Annotated in this window: 29 protein-coding genes; 24 read left to right on the top strand and 5 right to left on the bottom strand. The window is 60.9% G+C overall.

Going from position 1 to position 19,374, the window contains the following annotated elements; all coding sequences use genetic code 11:
* Positions 1-167 precede the first annotated feature (167 nt).
* The 3 genes from D2V07_RS03010 to D2V07_RS03000 all read left to right on the top strand — a co-directional run bounded on the left by D2V07_RS03010 (position 168) and on the right by D2V07_RS03000 (position 3,382).
* Positions 168-1,067 (top strand): PAS domain-containing protein, encoded by a 900-nt coding sequence (locus tag D2V07_RS03010; RefSeq protein ID WP_119584529.1) that lies wholly within the window; start codon positions 168-170, stop codon positions 1,065-1,067.
* Between the two features lie 202 nt (positions 1,068-1,269).
* The gene (locus D2V07_RS03005; RefSeq protein WP_119584527.1) at positions 1,270-1,728 is read left to right on the top strand and encodes a TadE/TadG family type IV pilus assembly protein; all 459 of its coding nucleotides are present in this window, start codon (positions 1,270-1,272) and stop codon (positions 1,726-1,728) included.
* Positions 1,729-1,741: 13 nt separating this feature from the next.
* Positions 1,742-3,382: a pilus assembly protein TadG-related protein gene (locus D2V07_RS03000; protein ID WP_119584525.1), complete on the top strand. Its 1,641-nt coding sequence runs from the start codon at positions 1,742-1,744 to the stop codon at positions 3,380-3,382.
* Positions 3,383-3,660: 278 nt separating this feature from the next.
* On the opposite strand, the gene D2V07_RS18365 is transcribed toward D2V07_RS03000, so the two are convergent.
* From D2V07_RS18365 to D2V07_RS02985, 5 genes are all read right to left on the bottom strand, one after another.
* Entirely contained in the window at positions 3,661-3,867 is a 207-nt protein-coding gene (locus D2V07_RS18365) for a hypothetical protein (protein WP_147366887.1), read from the bottom strand.
* Complete coding sequence (locus D2V07_RS02995) at positions 3,867-4,511, bottom strand: JAB domain-containing protein (RefSeq protein WP_158586755.1); 645 nt, start codon at positions 4,509-4,511, stop codon at positions 3,867-3,869. Before D2V07_RS02995 ends, D2V07_RS18365 begins: the two co-directional genes overlap by 1 nt.
* Positions 4,451-4,918, bottom strand: coding sequence for a hypothetical protein (locus D2V07_RS18505; RefSeq protein WP_158586754.1), 468 nt, complete (start codon positions 4,916-4,918; stop codon positions 4,451-4,453). The genes D2V07_RS02995 and D2V07_RS18505 overlap by 61 nt, the downstream gene beginning before the upstream one ends.
* A 37-nt stretch (positions 4,919-4,955) precedes the next feature.
* Entirely contained in the window at positions 4,956-5,291 is a 336-nt protein-coding gene (locus tag D2V07_RS02990; RefSeq protein ID WP_147366886.1) for a hypothetical protein, read from the bottom strand.
* Positions 5,292-5,358: 67 nt separating this feature from the next.
* A complete protein-coding gene (locus D2V07_RS02985) occupies positions 5,359-5,895 on the bottom strand; it encodes a helix-turn-helix transcriptional regulator (protein ID WP_119584519.1) in 537 nt (178 codons plus the stop codon).
* A gap of 508 nt (positions 5,896-6,403) precedes the next feature.
* On the opposite strand from D2V07_RS02985, the gene rpsL reads away from it, so the two are divergent.
* From rpsL to rplF, 21 genes are all read left to right on the top strand, one after another.
* Entirely contained in the window at positions 6,404-6,775 is a 372-nt protein-coding gene (gene rpsL, locus D2V07_RS02980) for a 30S ribosomal protein S12 (protein ID WP_119584517.1), read from the top strand.
* A gap of 135 nt (positions 6,776-6,910) precedes the next feature.
* Positions 6,911-7,381 carry a 30S ribosomal protein S7 gene (gene rpsG, locus D2V07_RS02975; RefSeq protein ID WP_119584515.1) on the top strand — a complete coding sequence of 157 codons (471 nt, stop codon included), beginning with the start codon at positions 6,911-6,913 and terminating at the stop codon, positions 7,379-7,381.
* A 108-nt stretch (positions 7,382-7,489) separates the two neighbouring features.
* Positions 7,490-9,586 (top strand): elongation factor G, encoded by a 2,097-nt coding sequence (gene fusA, locus D2V07_RS02970; protein WP_119584513.1) that lies wholly within the window; start codon positions 7,490-7,492, stop codon positions 9,584-9,586.
* 97 nt (positions 9,587-9,683) lie between these two features.
* A complete protein-coding gene (gene tuf, locus D2V07_RS02965; protein WP_119584511.1) occupies positions 9,684-10,874 on the top strand; it encodes an elongation factor Tu in 1,191 nt (396 codons plus the stop codon).
* Between the two features lie 336 nt (positions 10,875-11,210).
* On the top strand, positions 11,211-11,522 hold the full coding sequence (gene rpsJ, locus D2V07_RS02960) for a 30S ribosomal protein S10 (protein ID WP_010234663.1): 312 nt from the start codon (positions 11,211-11,213) through the stop codon (positions 11,520-11,522).
* 259 nt (positions 11,523-11,781) lie between these two features.
* A complete protein-coding gene (rplC, locus tag D2V07_RS02955; RefSeq protein WP_119584509.1) occupies positions 11,782-12,639 on the top strand; it encodes a 50S ribosomal protein L3 in 858 nt (285 codons plus the stop codon).
* Positions 12,640-12,641: 2 nt separating this feature from the next.
* Entirely contained in the window at positions 12,642-13,265 is a 624-nt protein-coding gene (gene rplD / locus D2V07_RS02950; protein WP_119584507.1) for a 50S ribosomal protein L4, read from the top strand.
* Positions 13,258-13,572 carry a 50S ribosomal protein L23 gene (locus D2V07_RS02945; RefSeq protein ID WP_119584505.1) on the top strand — a complete coding sequence of 105 codons (315 nt, stop codon included), beginning with the start codon at positions 13,258-13,260 and terminating at the stop codon, positions 13,570-13,572. The genes rplD and D2V07_RS02945 overlap by 8 nt, the downstream gene beginning before the upstream one ends.
* Before the next feature lie 4 nt (positions 13,573-13,576).
* Positions 13,577-14,413: a 50S ribosomal protein L2 gene (rplB, locus tag D2V07_RS02940; protein WP_119584503.1), complete on the top strand. Its 837-nt coding sequence runs from the start codon at positions 13,577-13,579 to the stop codon at positions 14,411-14,413.
* A gap of 6 nt (positions 14,414-14,419) precedes the next feature.
* On the top strand, positions 14,420-14,695 hold the full coding sequence (gene rpsS, locus D2V07_RS02935; RefSeq protein ID WP_119584501.1) for a 30S ribosomal protein S19: 276 nt from the start codon (positions 14,420-14,422) through the stop codon (positions 14,693-14,695).
* Positions 14,695-15,072 carry a 50S ribosomal protein L22 gene (rplV, locus tag D2V07_RS02930; protein ID WP_119584499.1) on the top strand — a complete coding sequence of 126 codons (378 nt, stop codon included), beginning with the start codon at positions 14,695-14,697 and terminating at the stop codon, positions 15,070-15,072. The genes rpsS and rplV overlap by 1 nt, the downstream gene beginning before the upstream one ends.
* Position 15,073: 1 nt before the next feature.
* Positions 15,074-15,769 (top strand): 30S ribosomal protein S3, encoded by a 696-nt coding sequence (gene rpsC / locus D2V07_RS02925; protein ID WP_119584497.1) that lies wholly within the window; start codon positions 15,074-15,076, stop codon positions 15,767-15,769.
* Positions 15,770-15,780: 11 nt separating this feature from the next.
* A complete protein-coding gene (rplP, locus tag D2V07_RS02920) occupies positions 15,781-16,215 on the top strand; it encodes a 50S ribosomal protein L16 (RefSeq protein ID WP_119584495.1) in 435 nt (144 codons plus the stop codon).
* Positions 16,215-16,442, top strand: coding sequence for a 50S ribosomal protein L29 (rpmC, locus tag D2V07_RS02915; protein WP_119584493.1), 228 nt, complete (start codon positions 16,215-16,217; stop codon positions 16,440-16,442). Before rplP ends, rpmC begins: the two co-directional genes overlap by 1 nt.
* 10 nt (positions 16,443-16,452) lie before the next feature.
* Complete coding sequence (rpsQ, locus tag D2V07_RS02910; protein WP_119584491.1) at positions 16,453-16,755, top strand: 30S ribosomal protein S17; 303 nt, start codon at positions 16,453-16,455, stop codon at positions 16,753-16,755.
* A 69-nt stretch (positions 16,756-16,824) separates the two neighbouring features.
* A complete protein-coding gene (rplN, locus tag D2V07_RS02905) occupies positions 16,825-17,193 on the top strand; it encodes a 50S ribosomal protein L14 (protein ID WP_119584489.1) in 369 nt (122 codons plus the stop codon).
* The gene (rplX, locus tag D2V07_RS02900; protein WP_119584487.1) at positions 17,193-17,513 is read left to right on the top strand and encodes a 50S ribosomal protein L24; all 321 of its coding nucleotides are present in this window, start codon (positions 17,193-17,195) and stop codon (positions 17,511-17,513) included. The genes rplN and rplX overlap by 1 nt, the downstream gene beginning before the upstream one ends.
* The gene (rplE, locus tag D2V07_RS02895) at positions 17,506-18,084 is read left to right on the top strand and encodes a 50S ribosomal protein L5 (RefSeq protein ID WP_119584485.1); all 579 of its coding nucleotides are present in this window, start codon (positions 17,506-17,508) and stop codon (positions 18,082-18,084) included. The genes rplX and rplE overlap by 8 nt, the downstream gene beginning before the upstream one ends.
* A 43-nt stretch (positions 18,085-18,127) precedes the next feature.
* The gene (gene rpsN / locus D2V07_RS02890) at positions 18,128-18,433 is read left to right on the top strand and encodes a 30S ribosomal protein S14 (RefSeq protein WP_119584483.1); all 306 of its coding nucleotides are present in this window, start codon (positions 18,128-18,130) and stop codon (positions 18,431-18,433) included.
* A gap of 11 nt (positions 18,434-18,444) precedes the next feature.
* Positions 18,445-18,840: a 30S ribosomal protein S8 gene (gene rpsH / locus D2V07_RS02885; protein ID WP_119584481.1), complete on the top strand. Its 396-nt coding sequence runs from the start codon at positions 18,445-18,447 to the stop codon at positions 18,838-18,840.
* The gene (gene rplF, locus D2V07_RS02880; RefSeq protein WP_119584479.1) at positions 18,840-19,373 is read left to right on the top strand and encodes a 50S ribosomal protein L6; all 534 of its coding nucleotides are present in this window, start codon (positions 18,840-18,842) and stop codon (positions 19,371-19,373) included. Before rpsH ends, rplF begins: the two co-directional genes overlap by 1 nt.
* Position 19,374: the final 1 nt, after the last annotated feature.

Here is a 19,374-nt window from a genome sequence, read left to right as displayed (position 1 = left end):
ATCAAGGCCGCTCAGCCATTAAGTAAAAGTTTCTACACAAAAACAGCCAATTGCGTGTTAAAGGCCGGTCGTAGAAATAGCGTGCGGAAAATTTCCGCTACGTCAATTTCACGAAGCGCATATACTATTATCAATATTCAGTCTGATCCAGAGCGACGGGGGCCGCAGTGGAAGACGATTTAAAAGACCAGGGTTCTGTCGGCAAGACCACCGTCACCTCGGCGGAAATTGTCCGTTCTTTCGGCAAGTGGCGTGATGCATCGCTAACCGCGCCGGTGTTCATCACCGCTCACGGCCGCACTACTCACGTGCTTACCGGCCTCAGGCTCTACCAGCAGTTGACCCACAAGCCGGGAGACTCCAACGCCCTTGCGACGGAGGAGCGCCTCACCGGCTTGGCTGAATGGCTAAAGGAGAGCGTCATCCTTTGCACGCCCGAGGAAGAAATCATCTACGCCAACGCGCGTGCGCGCCAGTATTGCCGCCTGCCGCCGCTTCGCAAGGGTCTGAAGCTGACAGACGCGATGCCGGATATCGAAGGCAGCGTGATGCAGGTCCAGTATCGCCGCACTCTGTCGACCCGGGAAGGGCTGACCGCCGATTTGCCCTCGGTGTTCGAGCAGGGCTGCTGGACCCAGCTCACGACCATCCCCTTGGGGGACCGACTGGTGTTGATGATGCGCGACATCACTGAGGAGGTGGAGCGTTACCGCATGGCCGACATGAAGCAGGGCATGCTGGACGCCATCAGCTTTCACCATGCGGTCGCTTATGTGCGCATCAGCCCGCGCGGGCTGATCGAACGCTCCGACGCCTCTTTCGCGGAATGGATCGGTCTCAAGCCAGAGAAGCTTCTTGGTAGAAGGTTGCAGGATCTGGCTGTACGCGAGGACCGCATCGCCTTGCGCAATCTGTTCGACCTGTTGTTCGAGGAGAACACCCCGCAGCAGGCAATGGTAGAGCTGACTCCGAACAATGCCGAGCGCCTGCGTGTGCACCTGTCGATGGTTCCGCTGCACGGCGCCTATGGCATGCAGGGCGCTTCGATCATCATGACCCGCGCCTGACCAGGGCGATTCGCGGACCGCGCGCGAAATTACGCAATTTGCGCTGACAGCCTCCTTATCTGCGGGTTGGTCGAAATTAACCTTGCACGCATTTATGCGCCCCTTGGCGACCTGCCGCTCCGCAAAGTTTGCGTAAAACCCGCAAAAGCCGTGCGGCACCGGGTTTCAGATTGGTTGATGACTGCATGGAACACTGTGCAGCATGGAAAACCGTCACATAATCAATCGGTTCTCGGCCACCAGTGCGCGTCGCCTTGGCGGCAGGCTGGCCAGGGACGAGCAGGGCGCGGTGCTGGTAGAAGCCGCATTCGCGCTGCCCATCATTATCGTGCTGCTGTTCGGGGTCATCAGTTACGGCACCTGGTTCATGGCCGCGCAAAGTGTGCAGCAAGCGGCCAACGAAGGCGCGCGCGCGGCGCTGGCCGGGATCGACGAAGCAGACCGGCAGGACATCGTGCAGGACATGGTGAACGATGGCGTGCTGTCAGCCGGCACCGTCAATGCCGACAAGGTGACCGTGTCCACCAGCCTGGAAGGTGACGTCTACACGGTCGCGGTTTCCTATGACTACTCGGAAAGCGTGCTGCTCAGCGCTTCCATCATCCCGCTGCCCGCCAGCCCGATCACGCGGCAGGCACGCGTGCGGCTGAACTCGCTTTAGGAAGGGGCTGACCATGCGATCGATCCGCGACATTTTTCTCGACGAAGACGGCGCCAGCGCGGTGCTTTTCGGGCTGGCCCTGCCACCGCTGATGGCGATGGGCGCCTTCGCCCTCGACCTGGGTTCGCTCTACCTGGCAGAGCGGCGTCTGCAGAACATCGCCGATGCCGCCGCCGCCGCCGCCGTATCGGCAGGCGCGGATGTGGCGAAAGAAGGGATCGTGGCAGAAGTCATCGCCGAAAACGGCGTGCGCGATGTATCGATCCTGGCGGTGCTGGATGGCGAATACCGGCGTGACAAGACCATTTCCTGGCAGGAGCGTTTCGACCAGACCTCGCTCTATCCCAACGCCACCCGCGTGCAGCTGACGCAGGACGTCAGGCTGTTCTTCGGCAGCTTCGTCACTGCCGGGGCCAGTTCGCAGGTCACCGCCAGCGCCACCGCCGCGCGAACGGACATGGCCGGGTTCATGCTCGGCACGCGTGTGGCGGATCTGCCGGGCGGGCTTGCCGACAACCTGCTGTCTGCCCTCGCGGGGACTGCGCTCAACCTTACGCCCGCCGATGTCGGCGTGCTTTCCAATACGCAGATAGACGTGCTCGATTTCGCCGAGGCGTTGGGGCCGTTGCAGGAGATGGAGGGCGAAACCTTCGGCGCGATCTTCGAGGCGGGCACCCCCCTCCACCAGGCCGTGCAGGCGATGGCCGATGCCAGCGACGACCCGCAACTGGCTGCCGTGCTGGAGCGGGTGGCGGCGTTGGCGAGCAGCGACTTCGTGCAACTGTCCGACCTGATCGACCTCGGCCCGCTCGGCAATACCGATGTGAACGATGGCCGCTCCGGCGTGTCCGTCGATGCCTATTCCCTGCTGCGCAGCCTGCTGCAGGCGGCCCACGGCGACAGTTACGAGGCAACGCTGAAGACCGACGTTACCGGGCTGGCGAGCGTGAATGTCCGGCTGGCAGGCGGCTATTCGGAGGAACGCTCTCCCTGGCTGACGGTGGATACCATGGGCGATGTCACCCTGCGCACGGCCGAGACGCGGCTGTCGGTGGTGGCCGGGCTGCTGCCCGTAGCCGGTCTCGGCGGCGGCATGCGGGTGCCGCTCTACACCGAACTCGCATCCGCCGAAGCGCAGATGACCGACATCGTGTGCGACGCGGGCGACGGCAGCGACGGCGTGTACATAGAGGCAAAGCCCTCCATCGGTACCGCCGCCATTGCCGATGTGAACACAGACCTGTTCGACGACTTTTCCGCCCCGCTGTGGCTGGAACCTGCCCGCGTGGTGAACACCTCGCTGCTGAAGGTGAATGCCTATGCCGATATCTCGATCGGCGGCGACGTGGCGCAGGAAATCCACTTCACGCCGGAGGACGTGGACGACCGCCAAACCAAGACGGTGGGCACCATAGACGCACTGGAAGGCACCGCGCGATCCCTGGCGGAAGATGTGGACCTGGATGTGCGCGCGCTGGGGCTGGGCCTGAACCTTGGTGGGGTTGCCAGCTTGGTGGGCAATGCGCTGGGCACCGCCGCACCTTCGCTCGATATCCTGGTGAACCAGCTGACCGGATTGCTGGGGGTGAAACTGGGCGCGGCAGACGTGACAGTGGACCGCCTGCGCTGTGGCCGCCCCACGCTGGTGGGCTAGTCCGCCTGGTCATGCGCCCTGGTGCAGCTTGGGTGGGGACCTGTAGGGAAGTCCTAGATCACATCGCTGCCAGAGTTCGCGAAAAGTAGTCTTGCCTTAGCGAAGAAAAGACAGTTCTTCCGCCGAGAGCATGAACCCTCGTTCCTTTCCGGTCGAAAAGGGATATTTCCTGCCAGGAAACAGCCATCAATCGGGCCGGTTGATAGCTTCTCCAGTTCGACAGAAGACGCGCTTGCATCGATTGCGTGATCAAGGATTCAGCAGCACTCCGACGGCTGTCAGGGGCTACCCGAACCGCTTTTTCGGCCCTTTATCAGGGCGTCTCCTTCTTTCCTGAGTTCCACGCATGCAGTCTTTATCTCGTCGCTGAGATCGCTTTCCATAACCTCCGCAAGATTGCCGAACTTCGAAAGGTTCGAAAGGCGCTGGGGAGACGTCACAGTCCCGTCGTCGGGACCTGGAGCAGGGGGGGTGTCTCCGGACATTATAATTCCTTTTTAAACAGATATTTGCCGTAACTCATGCTGTAGATTGCTTGGTTCGCGACAATGAGATGATCGACCAAGGGGCAGTCGAGGCTTTCGGCTGTAATCCTGACCTTGGCAGTTGTGGTTCGATCGCTTTCGCTTGGCAGTGCGCAGCCGGACGGATGATTGTGAACAAGCACGAATCCCGAAGAACCGAGTTCCAGGGCGCGCTGGAGGATCTGGCGAAGCGGAAGGACAAATTTCGTGGAGGTGCCGATGCCAAAATGCTCCACCTTGAGATACCGTCCATCACGATCGAGGTAGACGGCCAGGCATTCTTCGGATTTTTGATGCTGCAACCGCCCAAGGAGGTAGTCGTGAAAAAGGGGATCCCGAACGGAAAATACGCTTGCCCGCAGGGTCTCCGAAACCCCGATATAGGCAATTTCGGAAATGGCCCTGATCGCCATCGCAACTTGCGGTGCGTCAGGAAGCGCAGCCAGCAGTGCCTCGCGCGACGCGCTCAGGATTTTGGAAATGGATCCGAACTTTTCCAGTAGAAAAGCTGCATGACGCGCCGCATTCGCGCCCGATAACGGCTTCAGGTAGTTCGCCAGGATCTGTACGTGCCGTATTTCATGATGCGTTTGTGATGCGCCCAAAGGCCTGCGCCAAACGCCAGAAGCTGCAAATACGATGGTATCCTCGTGAGCACGAGATAGGCGATCGGTTCGATTGCCGAACTTAACTCTCTGTTGAGATGCATCGACATTGAGATAATTTGCGCTGCCAGCATCCATATCGGATAAACCCGGTTGGCCCGAACGGCGAGGCGTCCCAGAAGGATCAGGACGCAGAGATCGATGAGGAAATGACCTGGGTCGATCTCTTGATACACGCCGGCATCGGGGAAAAGCAGATGGTAGACCACGTCCATTGCGACCATGCCTGATAATATGGCCCCTGCTTCCTTCTCGGGGCCGTCCCCTCGCGCAAACGCATATGCGGTGAGCGAGAAGATTATCAGGTACTGGACGTAGGCCCTGTATTCCGTGAGCAGCGCTTCCATGAGATATCCCCTCGCTTCAGCGCCGCTACGGGATTGCTCAGGCGGCGATGGTGACCTCGTCTGCGACGCCAAGTTCGCGCGAAACGGGGCAGCGACCAGGTTCGTCTGGAAGGCCGGTAATCTTGGTGAAGTCATCGCGCAATGACTTGTGCATTTTCGTCAGGTTGGTCATCGCGTCGACGAGATGCTTCTGCGCCTCCTGAAGGCGAATGATCGCCATCTGTCCCTGGTACTGGGGAAGCTCGGTATCGAGCCTGACGTTGAGCATACTGTGCTGCAGGCGGCTCATGGCTCGCAAGGTTTCATTGGTCAGGCGTTCCGCATCTTCAAGATCAGTTGCGACCCGCTTGCCTGCTGTTTCTACGGTCAGCATGTTAAGCACTCCGGTGCCCGGTCGCTCCAGCCGGGGAAAATTATGACAGAGGCTCGGCAGACCAAGGTCAGATCAGGGCGGCAAGCTCCCCTGCAACGGAAAGCAGTACGAGCATCACCGCGCTGATCGACACCGCGAGACCGCACGCTGCAAGCCAGCGATTGAGTCCGGCGTTCCTGCCGTCGAGCACCTCTGGCACCACCTTGGGTTGCAGGTCGTTTGCCCATGGGGACGTTACGATGAACTCCATGGAATCGGATAATTCCATCTCGCCCTGCGGGTGTTGCCGGGGCTCCCTATCGGCGCATTCATCAACGTCCTGCAGATGAAAAATCTTACCTGTAAGTTCATTACAGCCAGGCTGGTCGGTGTCGGTCTCCTGCTCCGACAGATACTGGCGGTATTCACGCACAAGCTCCTTGCGAAGCAAACCCCCGGTCTTGTTGCGCATGGTCTCGATACGTTGGACTACAGCCGACTCCGAAACCTGAAGGATGGACGCAATTTCCTTGCTCGTGAAACCTTCCGCCAGCAATGTAATGGTTTCTTTTTGCTTGCCTGTCAGGTTGCTGAAGACATCCGAGAGATTGAAGGTGGAAGGCATGATGTTACCGATGCTGAATTCGATCTTGAAGAGTATGAGGTCATAGCATGCTTGGTGTTTTCCCGTAACCCTCCGGCAAGCCTGGCATCATTCCGCGCGAGGCATCGTGGCATGACCCTTGACCCTCCACCCAAATCCAACTAAGTGCGCCCCCATCCGAGACAGCTCTCGTAGCGAGTCCCGGTCAGATAGAGCTGAACATTGCCGGTCATGTCCCGGGGCTCCCCGTTTGGTGGAGCCTTTTTCTATTGGAGCAGCGATGCTCGGGGCAGCCGTCAAAGTAACCCGGTACCAAGGTTTCCGGGTGGAGCGTTTCAGGCTCGCGCGAGTGGTCGCCAAGCTCTCCCTTGCGGAAGAGGCCAGGCCGTCTGCTTGCACGAACCCGATACATTCCATCCGGTCTGCCGGTGGTGCCATCCACGGGCGAAGGGTCGAACCTTCCGCCGTCTGCCCTGAGCGGTCGGATCGGGAGGCAAGAGCCAAGCCCAGCAAACGGTGAAGAGAATTTATGCCGACTATTAACCAGCTTGTGCGGAAGCCCCGCCAGCCGATCAAGACGAAGAGCAAGTCTGCCGCGATGCAGTCCAGCCCGCAGAAGCGTGGCGTTTGCACCCGCGTCTACACGACGACTCCGAAGAAGCCGAACTCGGCACTGCGCAAGGTTGCGAAGATCCGTCTGACCAACCAGCGCGAGATCATCGCCTACATTCCGGGCGAAGGTCACAACCTGCAGGAACACTCCGTGGTGCTGATCCGCGGCGGCCGTGTGCGCGACCTTCCCGGCGTGCGTTACCACGTGCTGCGCGGCGTGCTCGACACGCAGGGCGTGAAGGATCGCAAGCAGTCCCGTTCGAAGTACGGCGCCAAGCGTCCGAAGTAAGTTTGGCGCGGCGGCGGGCCGCTCCCCCTCCCGGCTACCCTACGCGGGTATGCTCTGGGTGGCCGGGAGGGGGAGTGGGCCGGCGCCGCAAGGCAGTCACGGAGGTGATTGCCGCATTCCGAAGGAATTTGAAAAATGTCACGTCGTCGTCGTCCCGAGAAGCGGGAAATCCTGCCCGATCCCAAGTTTGGTGATCAGGTGCTGTCGAAGTTCATGAACAACCTTATGCTGGACGGCAAGAAGGCCGTGGCCGAAGGTATCGTCTACACCGCACTCGACACTGTCGAGAGCCGTGCCAAGAGCGATCCGGTGGCCGTGTTCCATGAAGCGCTGAACAATGTGAAGCCGCAGGTCGAAGTGCGCAGCCGCCGTGTCGGCGGTGCCACGTACCAGGTGCCGGTCGAGGTTCGCCCCGAGCGTGCCCAGGCGCTTGCCATCCGCTGGCTGATCACCGCTGCGCGCGGCCGTGCCGAAACCACCATGAGCGCCCGCCTCTCGGCAGAGCTGATGGATGCTGCCAACAACCGCGGCAACGCGGTGAAGAAGCGCGAAGACACGCACCGCATGGCGGACGCGAACCGCGCCTTCTCGCACTACCGCTGGTAGGGCGAGCCGCTTGCGGGCCCGGGCGATCCGTCCGGGCCTTCAAGCTGTCACATTAAAGACTATATGGGGCGCGAGCCTGCCTCCGCCCCCAACCCAAGGAATTGTAACATGGCCCGCGACTATCCGCTGGAGCGCTATCGCAATATCGGCATCATGGCGCACATCGATGCCGGCAAGACCACCACGACCGAGCGTATCCTCTATTACACCGGCAAGTCCTACAAGATCGGCGAAGTGCACGATGGTGCCGCGACGATGGACTGGATGGAGCAGGAGCAGGAGCGCGGGATCACCATCACGTCCGCTGCGACGACCACCTTCTGGTCGGCCGAAGATGGCGAAGGCCCCAAGCACCGCATCAACATCATCGACACGCCGGGACACGTTGACTTCACCATCGAAGTCGAACGCTCCCTGCGCGTGCTCGACGGCGCGGTCGCCGTGTTCGACGGCGTTGCCGGCGTTGAGCCGCAGTCCGAAACCGTGTGGCGCCAGGCGGACAAGTACAAGGTTCCGCGCATGTGCTTCATCAACAAGCTGGATCGCACCGGCGCCGACTTCTACTATTGCGTGCAGTCGATCATCGACCGCCTCGGCGCGACGCCGCTGGTGCTTTACCTGCCGATCGGCGCGGAAAGCGACCTGCAGGGCGTGGTTGACCTCGTCAACATGCGCGGCATCGTGTGGGAAAACGACGGCCTTGGCGCGACGTTCAACTACGTCGACATCCCCGCCGACCTCGCCGACAAGGCTGCCGAATATCGCGAGAAGCTGGTCGAGACTGCCGTTGAGCAGGACGACGACGCGATGGAAGCCTACCTCGAATCCGGCGAAGATCCCGACGCGGCAACGCTGAAGCAGCTGATCCGCAAGGGCACCATGGCGCAGGCTTTCGTGCCCGTGCTGTGCGGCTCGGCGTTCAAGAACAAGGGCGTGCAGCCCCTGCTCGACGCCGTGGTCGATTACATGCCTTCGCCCGTCGACGTTCCGGCGATCAAGGGCGTGCTGCCCGACAGCGACAAGGAAGAGACCCGTCCGTCTTCGGATGACGAGCCTTTCTCCGCGCTGGCGTTCAAGATCATGAACGACCCCTTCGTGGGCACGCTCACCTTTACCCGTATCTATTCCGGCAAGCTCTCCAAGGGCACTGTGCTGAACTCGGTGAAGGACAAGAAGGAAAAGATCGGCCGCATGCTGCTGATGCACTCCAACAACCGTGAGGACATCGAGGAAGCATTCGCCGGTGACATCGTCGCTATCGCGGGTCTCAAGGAAACCACCACGGGCGACACGCTGTGCGCTCCGCAGAACCCGATCATTCTCGAGCGGATGGAATTCCCCGAGCCCGTGATCGAGCTGTCGGTGGAGCCCAAGACCAAGGCCGACCAGGAAAAGATGGGCGTCGCCCTGAACCGCCTGGCCGCCGAGGATCCCTCGTTCCGCGTGTCGACCGACCATGAATCGGGCCAGACGATCATCAAGGGCATGGGCGAGCTTCACCTCGACATCCTCGTCGATCGCATGAAGCGCGAATTCAAGGTGGAAGCCAACGTCGGTGCGCCGCAGGTGGCTTACCGCGAATCGATCCGCCGCGAAGTCGAAGTGACCTACACCCACAAGAAACAGTCGGGTGGTTCGGGCCAGTTCGGTGAAGCGAAGGTTCGCGTGATCCCCGGTGAACGTGGCCAGGGCATCGTGTTCGAAGACAATGTGAAGGGCGGCAATATTCCTCGCGAATATATTCCGTCGGTCGAGAAGGGCATGCGCGAGCAGGCCGAGAGCGGCTACCTTGTCGGCTTCCCGATCATCGACTTCACCATCGAACTGATCGACGGCAAGTACCATGACGTCGACTCCAGCACGGTGGCTTTCGAAATCACCGGTCGCGGCGCAATGCGCGAAGCGGCCGAGAAGGCCGGCATCATCCTGCTTGAGCCGGTGATGAAGGTGGAAGTGGTTACCCCGGAAGACTTCATGGGCGACGTTATCGGCGACCTGAACTCCCGTCGTGGCCAGATCCAGGGCACCGACAGCCGCGGCAACGCACAGGTTGTCGAGGCTCACGTGCCGCTGGCAAACATGTTCGGCTACGTGAACGAGCTGCGCTCCTTCACCCAGGGCCGCGCCCAGTACACGATGCAGTTCAGCCACTATGACGAAGTACCGTCGAATGTGGCGCAGGAGATCAAGGAGAAGCTTGCTTAACCAAGGGCAAGCGTCTAGGGGCGGCGCCTTATTCAACGGGTGCCGCTTCCTCTCCCGGTGAAATTCAACTTTTGACTAACAGAGGTTTTTAGAGAAAATGGCGAAGGAAAAATTCCAGCGGAACAAGCCGCACTGCAACATCGGCACCATCGGTCACGTCGACCACGGCAAGACCACGCTGACGGCTGCGATCACCAAGGTGATGGCTGAAACCTACGGCGGTTCGGCTGTCGATTTCGCAAACATCGACAAGGCTCCGGAAGAGCGCGAGCGCGGTATCACCATCTCGACCGCTCACGTTGAGTACGAAACCGAAGCGCGCCACTACGCGCACGTCGACTGCCCCGGCCACGCTGACTATGTGAAGAACATGATCACCGGTGCGGCGCAGATGGACGGCGCCATCCTGGTGGTGAACGCTGCCGACGGCCCCATGCCGCAGACCCGCGAGCACATCCTGCTTTCGCGTCAGGTCGGTGTGCCGGCTCTGGTGGTTTACCTGAACAAGGTCGACCAGGTCGACGACGAAGAACTGCTCGAACTGGTCGAACTGGAAGTTCGCGAACTGCTGAGCGACTACGACTTCGACGGCGACAACATTCCGATCGTCAAGGGTTCGGCTCTGGCCGCTCTCGAAGGTCGTGACGACGAAATCGGCAAGAACTCCATCATCGAACTGATGAAGGCTGTCGACGAGCACATCCCGCAGCCTGACCGTCCGGTCGATCAGGCGTTCCTGATGCCGATCGAAGACGTGTTCTCGATCTCGGGTCGTGGTACGGTTGTGACCGGCCGTGTCGAAACCGGCGTTGTGAACGTTGGCGACGAAGTCGAAATCGTCGGCATCAAGGACACTCAGAAGACCACCGTGACCGGCGTGGAAATGTTCCGCAAGCTGCTCGACCGTGGTGAAGCTGGTGACAACATCGGCGCCCTGATCCGTGGTGTGGCTCGTGAAGCCGTCGAGCGTGGCCAGGTTCTGGCCAAGCCCGGCAGCGTGAACCCGCACACCGAGTTCTCGGCTGAAGTCTATGTCCTGTCGAAGGACGAAGGTGGCCGTCACACGCCATTCTTCGCCAACTACCGTCCGCAGTTCTACTTCCGCACGACCGACGTGACGGGCGAAGTGATCCTGCCGGAAGGCACCGAAATGGTGATGCCGGGCGACAACGTGACGATCAGCGTGAAGCTCATCGCTCCGATCGCCATGGACGAAGGCCTGCGCTTCGCTATCCGCGAAGGTGGCCGTACGGTTGGCTCGGGCGTCGTCTCGAAGATCACCAAGTAATTCCACCGGCGCCGCCTGGCGTCGCGGAAAAGAAAGGCCCGGCACTCGTCAGCGAGTGCCGGGCCCTTTTTATGAAGGCCGCCTTCATTTCGGAACGCTTTGACGCGCGAAGGGGAGGGGTCGGCAAAATTGCCGCATTTCGGGGGTTGTCAGGATACTCACTCCTCCGTATATGCGCGCTCACAGGAAGAGATTCGTCTCTTCCGCAATGAATTCACTCAAGGCCGCCCGTTCCGGGAAACCGGGCATAAGCGGGGCGGGCCTTTTTGTTTTGGCGGGCCGGAGACGGCGAAGTTCAAGGTCCGCTTGGCTCTTTCGCATCGGTAGACGGAAATTATGGACGCACAGAATATTCGCATTCGCCTCAAGGCCTTCGATCACCGCGTGCTCGACCAGGCAACTGGCGAGATTGCGGACACCGCACGCCGCACCGGCGCGCTCATTCGTGGTCCCATTCCGTTGCCGACGCGTATCGAGAAGTTCACCGTGAACCGCGGCCCGCACATCGACAAGAAGTCGCGCGAGCAGTTCGAGGTGCGCACCTACAAGCGGCTGCTCGACATCGTGCAGCCGAACGCCCAGACGGTCGACGCGCTGATGAAGCTGGACCTCGCTGCGGGCGTGAACGTCGAAATCAAGCTGGCCTAAGCCGCTGTTCGACCGGTCCATCTGGCAGGACCCTAAACCGCCGGAGATTTTTCGGGGCTCCTACTGGCCCCGCCCGATCCGCCAAGGATCAGGCAAGACATAGGGATACCGCCGGATACATCCGGGCTGCGTCCCCCGTCTCGCTCAATCGACCCCGGTCGTGAGAGCATTTCAGCCCGGACGGGGCGATGCATCAAAACTTGGGCTGGCAAGCACCTGGGGATGGTCCCCTTGTGCCTCTGTGTAAGGAGTTTGGGTCATGCGCACAGGCGTGATCGCGAAGAAAGTCGGGATGACCCGCTTGTTCCAGGAGGACGGACGTCACGTACCCGTGACCGTTCTGTCGCTGGAAGGGTGCCAGGTTACCGGACAGCGTACGGCCGATCGCGACGGCTATTTCTCGGTGCAGCTCGGCGCCGGCGATGCGAAGCAGAAGAACGTCAACAAGCCGCAGCGTGAAGCCTTTGCGAAGGCGAACGTTGGCCTGAAGATGAAGGTTGCCGAATTCCGCGTGGAAAACGAGGAAGGTCTCCTTCCCGTTGGCGCCACCATCACTGCTGATCACTTCGTCGCTGGCCAGAAGGTCGACATCACGGGTCACACCGTGGGTAAGGGCTTTGCTGGTGCGATGAAGCGTTGGGGCTTCGGTGGTCTGCGCGCGACGCACGGCGTTTCCATCTCGCACCGTTCGCACGGTTCGACGGGTAACCGCCAGGATCCGGGCAAGGTCTTCAAGAACAAGAAGATGGCCGGCCACATGGGCGACCGTCAGCGCACCCAGCAGAACCTGGAAGTCGTGCGCACCGACGCAGAGCGCGGCCTGATCTTCGTGCGCGGCTCCGTGCCGGGTGCCAAGAATGGCTGGCTGCTGGTGAAGGACGCCGTGAAGCTGCCGCTTCCCGAAGGCGTGCCGTTCCCCGGTGCCATGCGCCGCAATGCCGACGAGTTCTCTTCCGACGATGCGACCCCCGGCCTGATCGAGGCGGATGCAGCAGTCGAAACCAATCCCGAAGTTTCGCCGGAGCAGCAGGAAAAGCTGATCCAGCAGCAGGACGCGGGTGTCGGTACCGAAAGCGGAACGCCCGAGGCCGATCCTAACGACAAGAAGGAGTCCTGATCGTGAAGGTCAAGGTCCAGAAAATTGACGGCAAGGCCGCCGGCGACGTCGAATTGAACGACGCCGTGTTCGGTGTCGAGCCGCGTGCCGATATCCTGCACCGCGTCGTGACGTGGCAGCTGGAAAACCGCCGCGCCACGGCTCGCCCGACGCGTGAGCGTTCGGACGTTGCCCGTACCGGCAAGAAGTGGGGCAAGCAGAAGGGTTCCGGCGGCGCTCGCCACGGTGACCGCGGCGCCCCAATCTTCATCGGTGGCGGCAAGGCCCACGGTGCCCGCAAGCGTGACTTCGAGCAGTCGCTCAACAAGAAGGTGCGCGCGCTCGGCCTGAAGATGGCTCTGTCCAGCAAGGCGAAGAATGGCCTGATCATTCTCGACAGCCTGGAACTGAAGGATGCCAAAACGAAGGCCCTCAAGGGTCACTTCGACAAGAATGGCTGGAACGGCAAGGTGCTGGTGATCGGCGGCGAGAGTGTCGACGATGGCTTCGCCAAGGCTGCCCGCAACCTGCCGGGTGTGGACGTGCTGCCGGCTGTCGGTGCCAACGTTTACGACATCCTCAACCACGACACGCTGGTCCTCACCAAGGACGCTGTCGAGAAGCTGGAGGCGCGTTTCAATGGCTAAGAAAGATGCAATCGATGCGCGTCACTACGACGTGATTCTCGCTCCGCACATCACGGAGAAGGCAACGCTGCTGTCCGAAGACAATGCCGTTGTGTTCAAGGTGGCGAACGATGCGACGAAGCCGCAGATCAAGGAGGCCGTCGAGGCTCTCTTCGATCGCAAGGTAAAGAGCGTGAACACGATCGTTTCGAAGGGCAAGAGCAAGCGCTGGAAGGGTAAGCCCTACAAGCGTTCCGACGAAAAGAAGGCAATCGTGACCCTCGCCGAGGGTCAGGATCCGATCGACATCACCGAAGGCGTGGGCTGATCCGATGGCACTGAAAACATATAATCCGACAAGCCCGGCGCGCCGTGGCCTCGTCCTGGTCGACAAGACCGGCCTCCACAAGGGTGGCCCGGTCAAGTCGCTGACCGAAGGCAAGCGCAAGACCGGTGGCCGTAACAACAAGGGCCATGTTACCTCGCGCGGTAAGGGCGGTGGTAACAAGCAGAAGTACCGCTTCATCGACTTCAAGCGTCGCAAGTGGGACATGGAAGCGACCGTGGAGCGGATCGAATACGATCCCAACCGCACCGCTTTCATCGCGCTGATCAAGTACGAGGACGGCGAGCTGTCCTACATCATCGCGCCCAATCGCGTCGCTCCTGGTGACAAGGTTGTCGCCGGCGAGAAGGTCGACACGAAGCCGGGCAACGCGATGCTGCTGGGCCAGATGCCGGTCGGCACCATCATCCACAACGTGGAGATGAAGCCGGGCAAGGGCGGCCAGATCGCCCGTTCGGCAGGTACCTATGTGCAGCTGGTCGGTCGTGACCGCGGCATGGTTATCGTGCGCCTCAACAGCGGCGAGCAGCGTTACCTGCGCGCCGACTGCATGGGCACCGTGGGCTCGGTCTCGAACCCCGACAACCAGAACCAGAACCTGGGCAAGGCCGGTCGTCGTCGTCACATGGGCGTGAAGCCCCTGACGCGCGGTGTCGCCAAGAACCCGGTCGACCACCCGCATGGTGGTGGTGAAGGCCGCACCAGCGGTGGCCGTCATCCGGTTACTCCGTGGGGCAAGCCGACCAAGGGCGCCCGTACCCGTAAGAACAAGCAGACGGACAAGATGATTATCCGTTCGCGTCACGCGAAGAAGAAGAGGTAAGCACCAATGGCACGTTCCGTCTGGAAAGGTCCGTTTGTCGAGCTGAGCCTTCTCAAGAAGGCGCAGGAAGCGCAGGAAGCGAACAGCACCAAGCCGATCAAGACCTGGTCGCGTCGTTCGACGATCCTGCCCGATTTTGTCGGCCTGACGTTCAACGTCTACAATGGGCACAAGTTCGTGCCCGTCTCGGTCAACGAGGAAATGGTCGGTCACAAGCTTGGTGAATTTGCGCCCACGCGCACGTTCCCCGGCCACGCTGCCGACAAGAAGGGTAAGCGCTAATGGCAAAGGCTAAGTCTCCCCGCCGCGTGGCGGACAACGAGGCGCTGGCTGTCGGCACCACGATCCGTGGTTCCGCGCAGAAGCTGAACCTCGTCGCCGCCCTCATCCGTGGCAAGAAGGCCGAGGAAGCGATGAACATCCTCTCCTTCTCCAAGCGCGCGATGGCCCGCGATGCACAGAAGGTGCTCGCCTCGGCAATCGCCAACGCCGAAAACAACCACGACCTCGACGTCGATGCCCTCGTCGTCGCCGAGGCGTCGGTCGGCAAGTCGATCACCATGAAGCGGTTCGCAACGCGCGGCCGTGGCAAGTCCACGCGGATCCTGAAGCCGTTCAGCCGGCTGCGGATCGTCGTACGCGAAGCAGAAGAGGCGTAAGATGGGTCATAAGAGCAATCCGATCGGTCTGCGCCTGCAGATCAACCGCACCTGGGACAGCCGCTGGTACGCCGAAGGTGGCGACTATGCCAAGCTGCTCAAGGAAGACATCGAGATCCGCAAGTACATCATCGCGAACCTGCCGCAGGCAGCGATCTCGAAGGTGGTCATCGAACGTCCGGCCAAGCTGTGCCGCGTTTCGATCTATGCTGCGCGTCCCGGTGTCATCATCGGCAAGAAGGGCGCCGACATCGAGAAGCTTCGTTCGAAGCTGTCCACGATGACCGACAGCGAAGTGAAGCTGAACATCGTCGAGATCCGCAAGCCGGAAATCGATGCCAAGCTCGTCGCCCAGGGTATCGCTGACCAGCTGGTTCGCCGCGTTGCCTTCCGTCGTGCCATGAAGCGCGCGATGCAGTCGGCCATGCGTCTTGGTGCAGAAGGCATCAAGATCATGTGCGGCGGTCGTCTGGGCGGTGCGGAAATCGCCCGCGTCGAACAGTACCGCGAAGGCCGCGTGCCGCTGCACACGCTGCGCGCCAACATCGACTATGCCGAAGCCGAGGCGCTGACCGCCTATGGCATCATCGGCATCAAGGTGTGGGTCTTCAAGGGCGAGATCCTGGGTCACGATCCGACCTCGCAGGACCGCCTGATGATGGAATCGCAGACGTCCGGCGTCCGCCCGGCTCGTTGAGGTAAAGAATCATGCTGCAACCTAAAAAGACCAAGTACCGCAAGGCCTTCAAGGGCAAGATCCATGGCGATGCCAAGGGCGGCACCACGCTGAACTTCGGCGCCTACGGTCTCAAGGCTCTCGAGCCCGAGCGTCTGACCGCTCGGCAGATCGAAGCCGCTCGTCGTGCCATCACGCGTGCGATGAAGCGTCAGGGTCGTCTGTGGATCCGCGTATTCCCGGACGTTCCGGTTTCGAAGAAGCCTGCTGAAGTCCGTCAGGGTAAGGGCAAGGGTTCCGTCGAATACTGGGCCGCTCGCGTTAAGCCGGGCCGCATCCTGTTCGAACTCGATGGCGTTCCCGGCCCCGTGGCCGCGCTCGCTTTCGAACGTGCTGCCATGAAGCTGCCGATCAAGACCAAGGTCATCGCCCGTTTCGGCGACACCTCGCACCTGGGAGGCGAATAATGGCTGACAAGAGCAACACCGAAGACCTGCGCACCAAGACTGACGACCAGCTCTCCGAAGCGCTGACCATGCTCAAGAAAGAGCAGTTCAACCTGCGTTTCCAGGCTGCCACCAACCAGCTGGAAGGTCCGGCCCGGGTAAAGGAAGTCCGTCGCCAGATCGCGCGCATCAAGACGCTTCAGAACGAGCGCGCCAAAAGCGCCCAGTCCGAAGCAGCGAAAGCGTAAGGAGTAGACAATGCCCAAGCGTATCCTGACCGGGACTGTCACCTCCGACAAGACCGACAAGACCGTGACCGTGCTGGTCGAACGCCGCGTGAAGCACCCGCTTTACGGGAAGATCATCAAGCGTTCGAAGAAGTATCACGCTCACGACGAGAAGAACGAATATGTCGTTGGCGACAAGGTTCGTATCGAGGAGACCAAGCCGGTCTCCAAGACGAAGACCTGGGCGGTGAAGGATCGCCTGGTCGCGAGCCGAGGCCAGGCCGTTGAAGCGGATCTGGAAGTCGCCGAAGCCACCCCCGGTGGCGCTGAGTAATTAGACGTAGGAACTGCCGGGCGCCGATGATCGGACCGTCCCGGCAAGCCAAGAGAAGGAACCGGATCGATGATCCAGATGCAATCCAATCTCGACGTCGCGGACAACAGCGGCGCCAAGCGCGTCCAGTGCATTAAGGTGCTGGGCGGGTCGAAGCGTCGTACCGCGTCTGTCGGCGATGTGATCGTGGTTTCCGTCAAGGAAGCCCAGCCGCGCGCCCGCGTGAAGAAGGGCGACGTGCACCGTGCCGTGATCGTGCGCACCCGGAAGGACGTTCGTCGTCCCGATGGCAGCGTGATCCGTTTCGACAGCAACGCCGCGGTCCTCGTGAACAAGAACGAGGAGCCGATCGGCACCCGTATCTTCGGCCCGGTCGTGCGTGAACTGCGCGGCAAGGGCTTCATGAAGATCATTTCGCTCGCTCCGGAGGTGCTCTGATGGCATCCGCTAAGATCAAGAAGGGCGACACGGTTGTCGTGCTCTCGGGCAAGGACAAGGGCCAGACCGGCACTGTCCAGCAGGTCATGCCGAAAGAAGGCAAGGTCCTGGTCGAGGGCGTCAACGTGATGACCCGTCACCGCAAGCCTTCGCAGGCTAATCCGCAGGGCGGCATCGACCGTGTGCCCGCCCCGATGGCGATCGCCAAGGTCGCTGTTGCAGATCCCAAGGATGGCAAGCCCACCCGCGTCCGTTTCGAAGAAAAGGACGGCAAGAAGGTGCGCGTCGCCGTCAAGTCCGGGGAGACCATCGATGGCTGATTATACTCCGCGCCTGAAGAAGAAGTATCAGGACGAGATCGTCAAGGCGATGACCGACAAGTTCGGTTACAAGAACCACATGGAGGTTCCGCGCCTTGAGAAGATCACCCTGAACATGGGTGTCGGCGAAGCGAGCCAGGACAAGAAGAAGGTCCAGACCGCTGCCGAGGAAATGCAGGCGATTGCCGGTCAGAAGCCGGTGATCACCAAGGCCAAGAAGTCCATCGCACAGTTCAAGCTGCGCGACGGCATGCCGATTGGCTGCAAGGTGAACCTGCGTCGTGACCGCATGTATGAATTCCTCGATCGCCTGGTGACGATCGCAATGCCCCGCATTCGCGACTTCCGTGGCCTGAATCCGAAGAGCTTCGATGGCAATGGCAACTACGCCATGGGCATCAAGGAGCAGATCATCTTCCCGGAGATCAGCTACGACCAGATCGAGAAGGTGCGTGGCATGGACATCATCGTCACCACTTCCGCCAAGACCGACGAAGAAGCGCGCGAACTGCTGCGCCTGTTCGGTTTCCCGTTCCCGGCCGAAGAGGCTGAAGAGAAGGAAGCGGCGTGAGCCGTTTCCCTGACCTGAGAAAGCAAGAGAGAGCTTAAGTCCAATGGCGAAACTGAGTTCCATCAACAAGAACGAGAAGCGCAAGCAACTCGTCAAGAAGTACGCGGAAAAGTACGCAAAGCTGAAGGCAATCGCCGACGATGAGTCGCTCGACGATACCGAGCGTCTCATGGCGCGCCTGAAGATGGCTGAGCTGCCGCGCAACGCGAACCCTACCCGCGTGCGTAACCGCTGCACCACCACCGGCCGCCCGCGCGGCTACTACCGCAAGTTCGGGCTTAACCGCATCGAACTCCGGAACCTGGCCAACAAGGGCCTGATTCCGGGCGTGACCAAGTCGAGCTGGTGAGGAAACGATAGATGGCTATGACCGATCCCCTGGGTGATATGCTCACCCGTATCCGCAACGGCCAGCAGGCGAAGAAGGATTCCGTCCTTTCGCCGGCGTCGAAGCTGCGTGCGAACGTGCTCGAAGTGCTCCAGCGCGAAGGCTACATCCGTGGCTATTCCGAGGACACCAGCGGCAAGCACAAGGCGCTGCGGATCGAACTGAAGTATTTCGAGGGCGAACCTGCGATCAAGCACGTTGCCCGTGTCTCCAAGCCGGGTCGTCGCATCTACTCGGGCTCGAAAGAGCTTCCGGCAGTGCGCAACGGCCTTGGCATCACCATCGTCTCGACGCCCAAGGGCGTGCTTTCGGACAACGAAGCGCGCAACGAAAACGTCGGCGGCGAAGTGCTCGCGGAGGTGTTCTGATGAGCCGCATTGGCAAAAGGCCGGTGGCGCTTCCCAGTGGAGTGACCGCCAAGACCGAGGGCAAGACCCTCAGCGTGAAGGGCCCCAAGGGTGAGCTCTCCATGACCATGCTCGACCTGATCGAATACAAGATCGAGGGCGACGAGATCCAGGTGAACCCGGTGAACAAGACGCAGAAGGCGCGTCAGTTCTGGGGCATGCACCGCACGCTGGTGCAGAACCTGGTCGATGGTGTCACCGAAGGCTTCACCAAGGTGCTGGAAATCACCGGTGTCGGTTATCGTGCGTCGGCCCAGGGCAAGAAGCTCAAGCTGCAACTCGGTTTCAGCCACGATGTCGATCTGGACGTTCCGGAAGGCGTGGAAGTGAAGACGCCCGACCAGACCACGGTCGAGGTTTCGGGCATCGACAAGCAGAAGGTCGGGCAGTTCGCTGCCGAGATCCGCGAATGGCGCAAGCCCGAACCCTACAAGGGCAAGGGTGTGAAGTATCGCGGCGAGTATATCTTCCGCAAGGAAGGGAAGAAGAAGTAAG

The sequence above is a fragment of the Aurantiacibacter zhengii genome (genome assembly GCF_003584125.1).
GTDB lineage: Bacteria > Pseudomonadota > Alphaproteobacteria > Sphingomonadales > Sphingomonadaceae > Alteraurantiacibacter > Alteraurantiacibacter zhengii.
The sequence above is the reverse complement of the archived record's forward strand: the minus strand, read 5'-3'. Positions and strand labels throughout refer to the sequence as shown.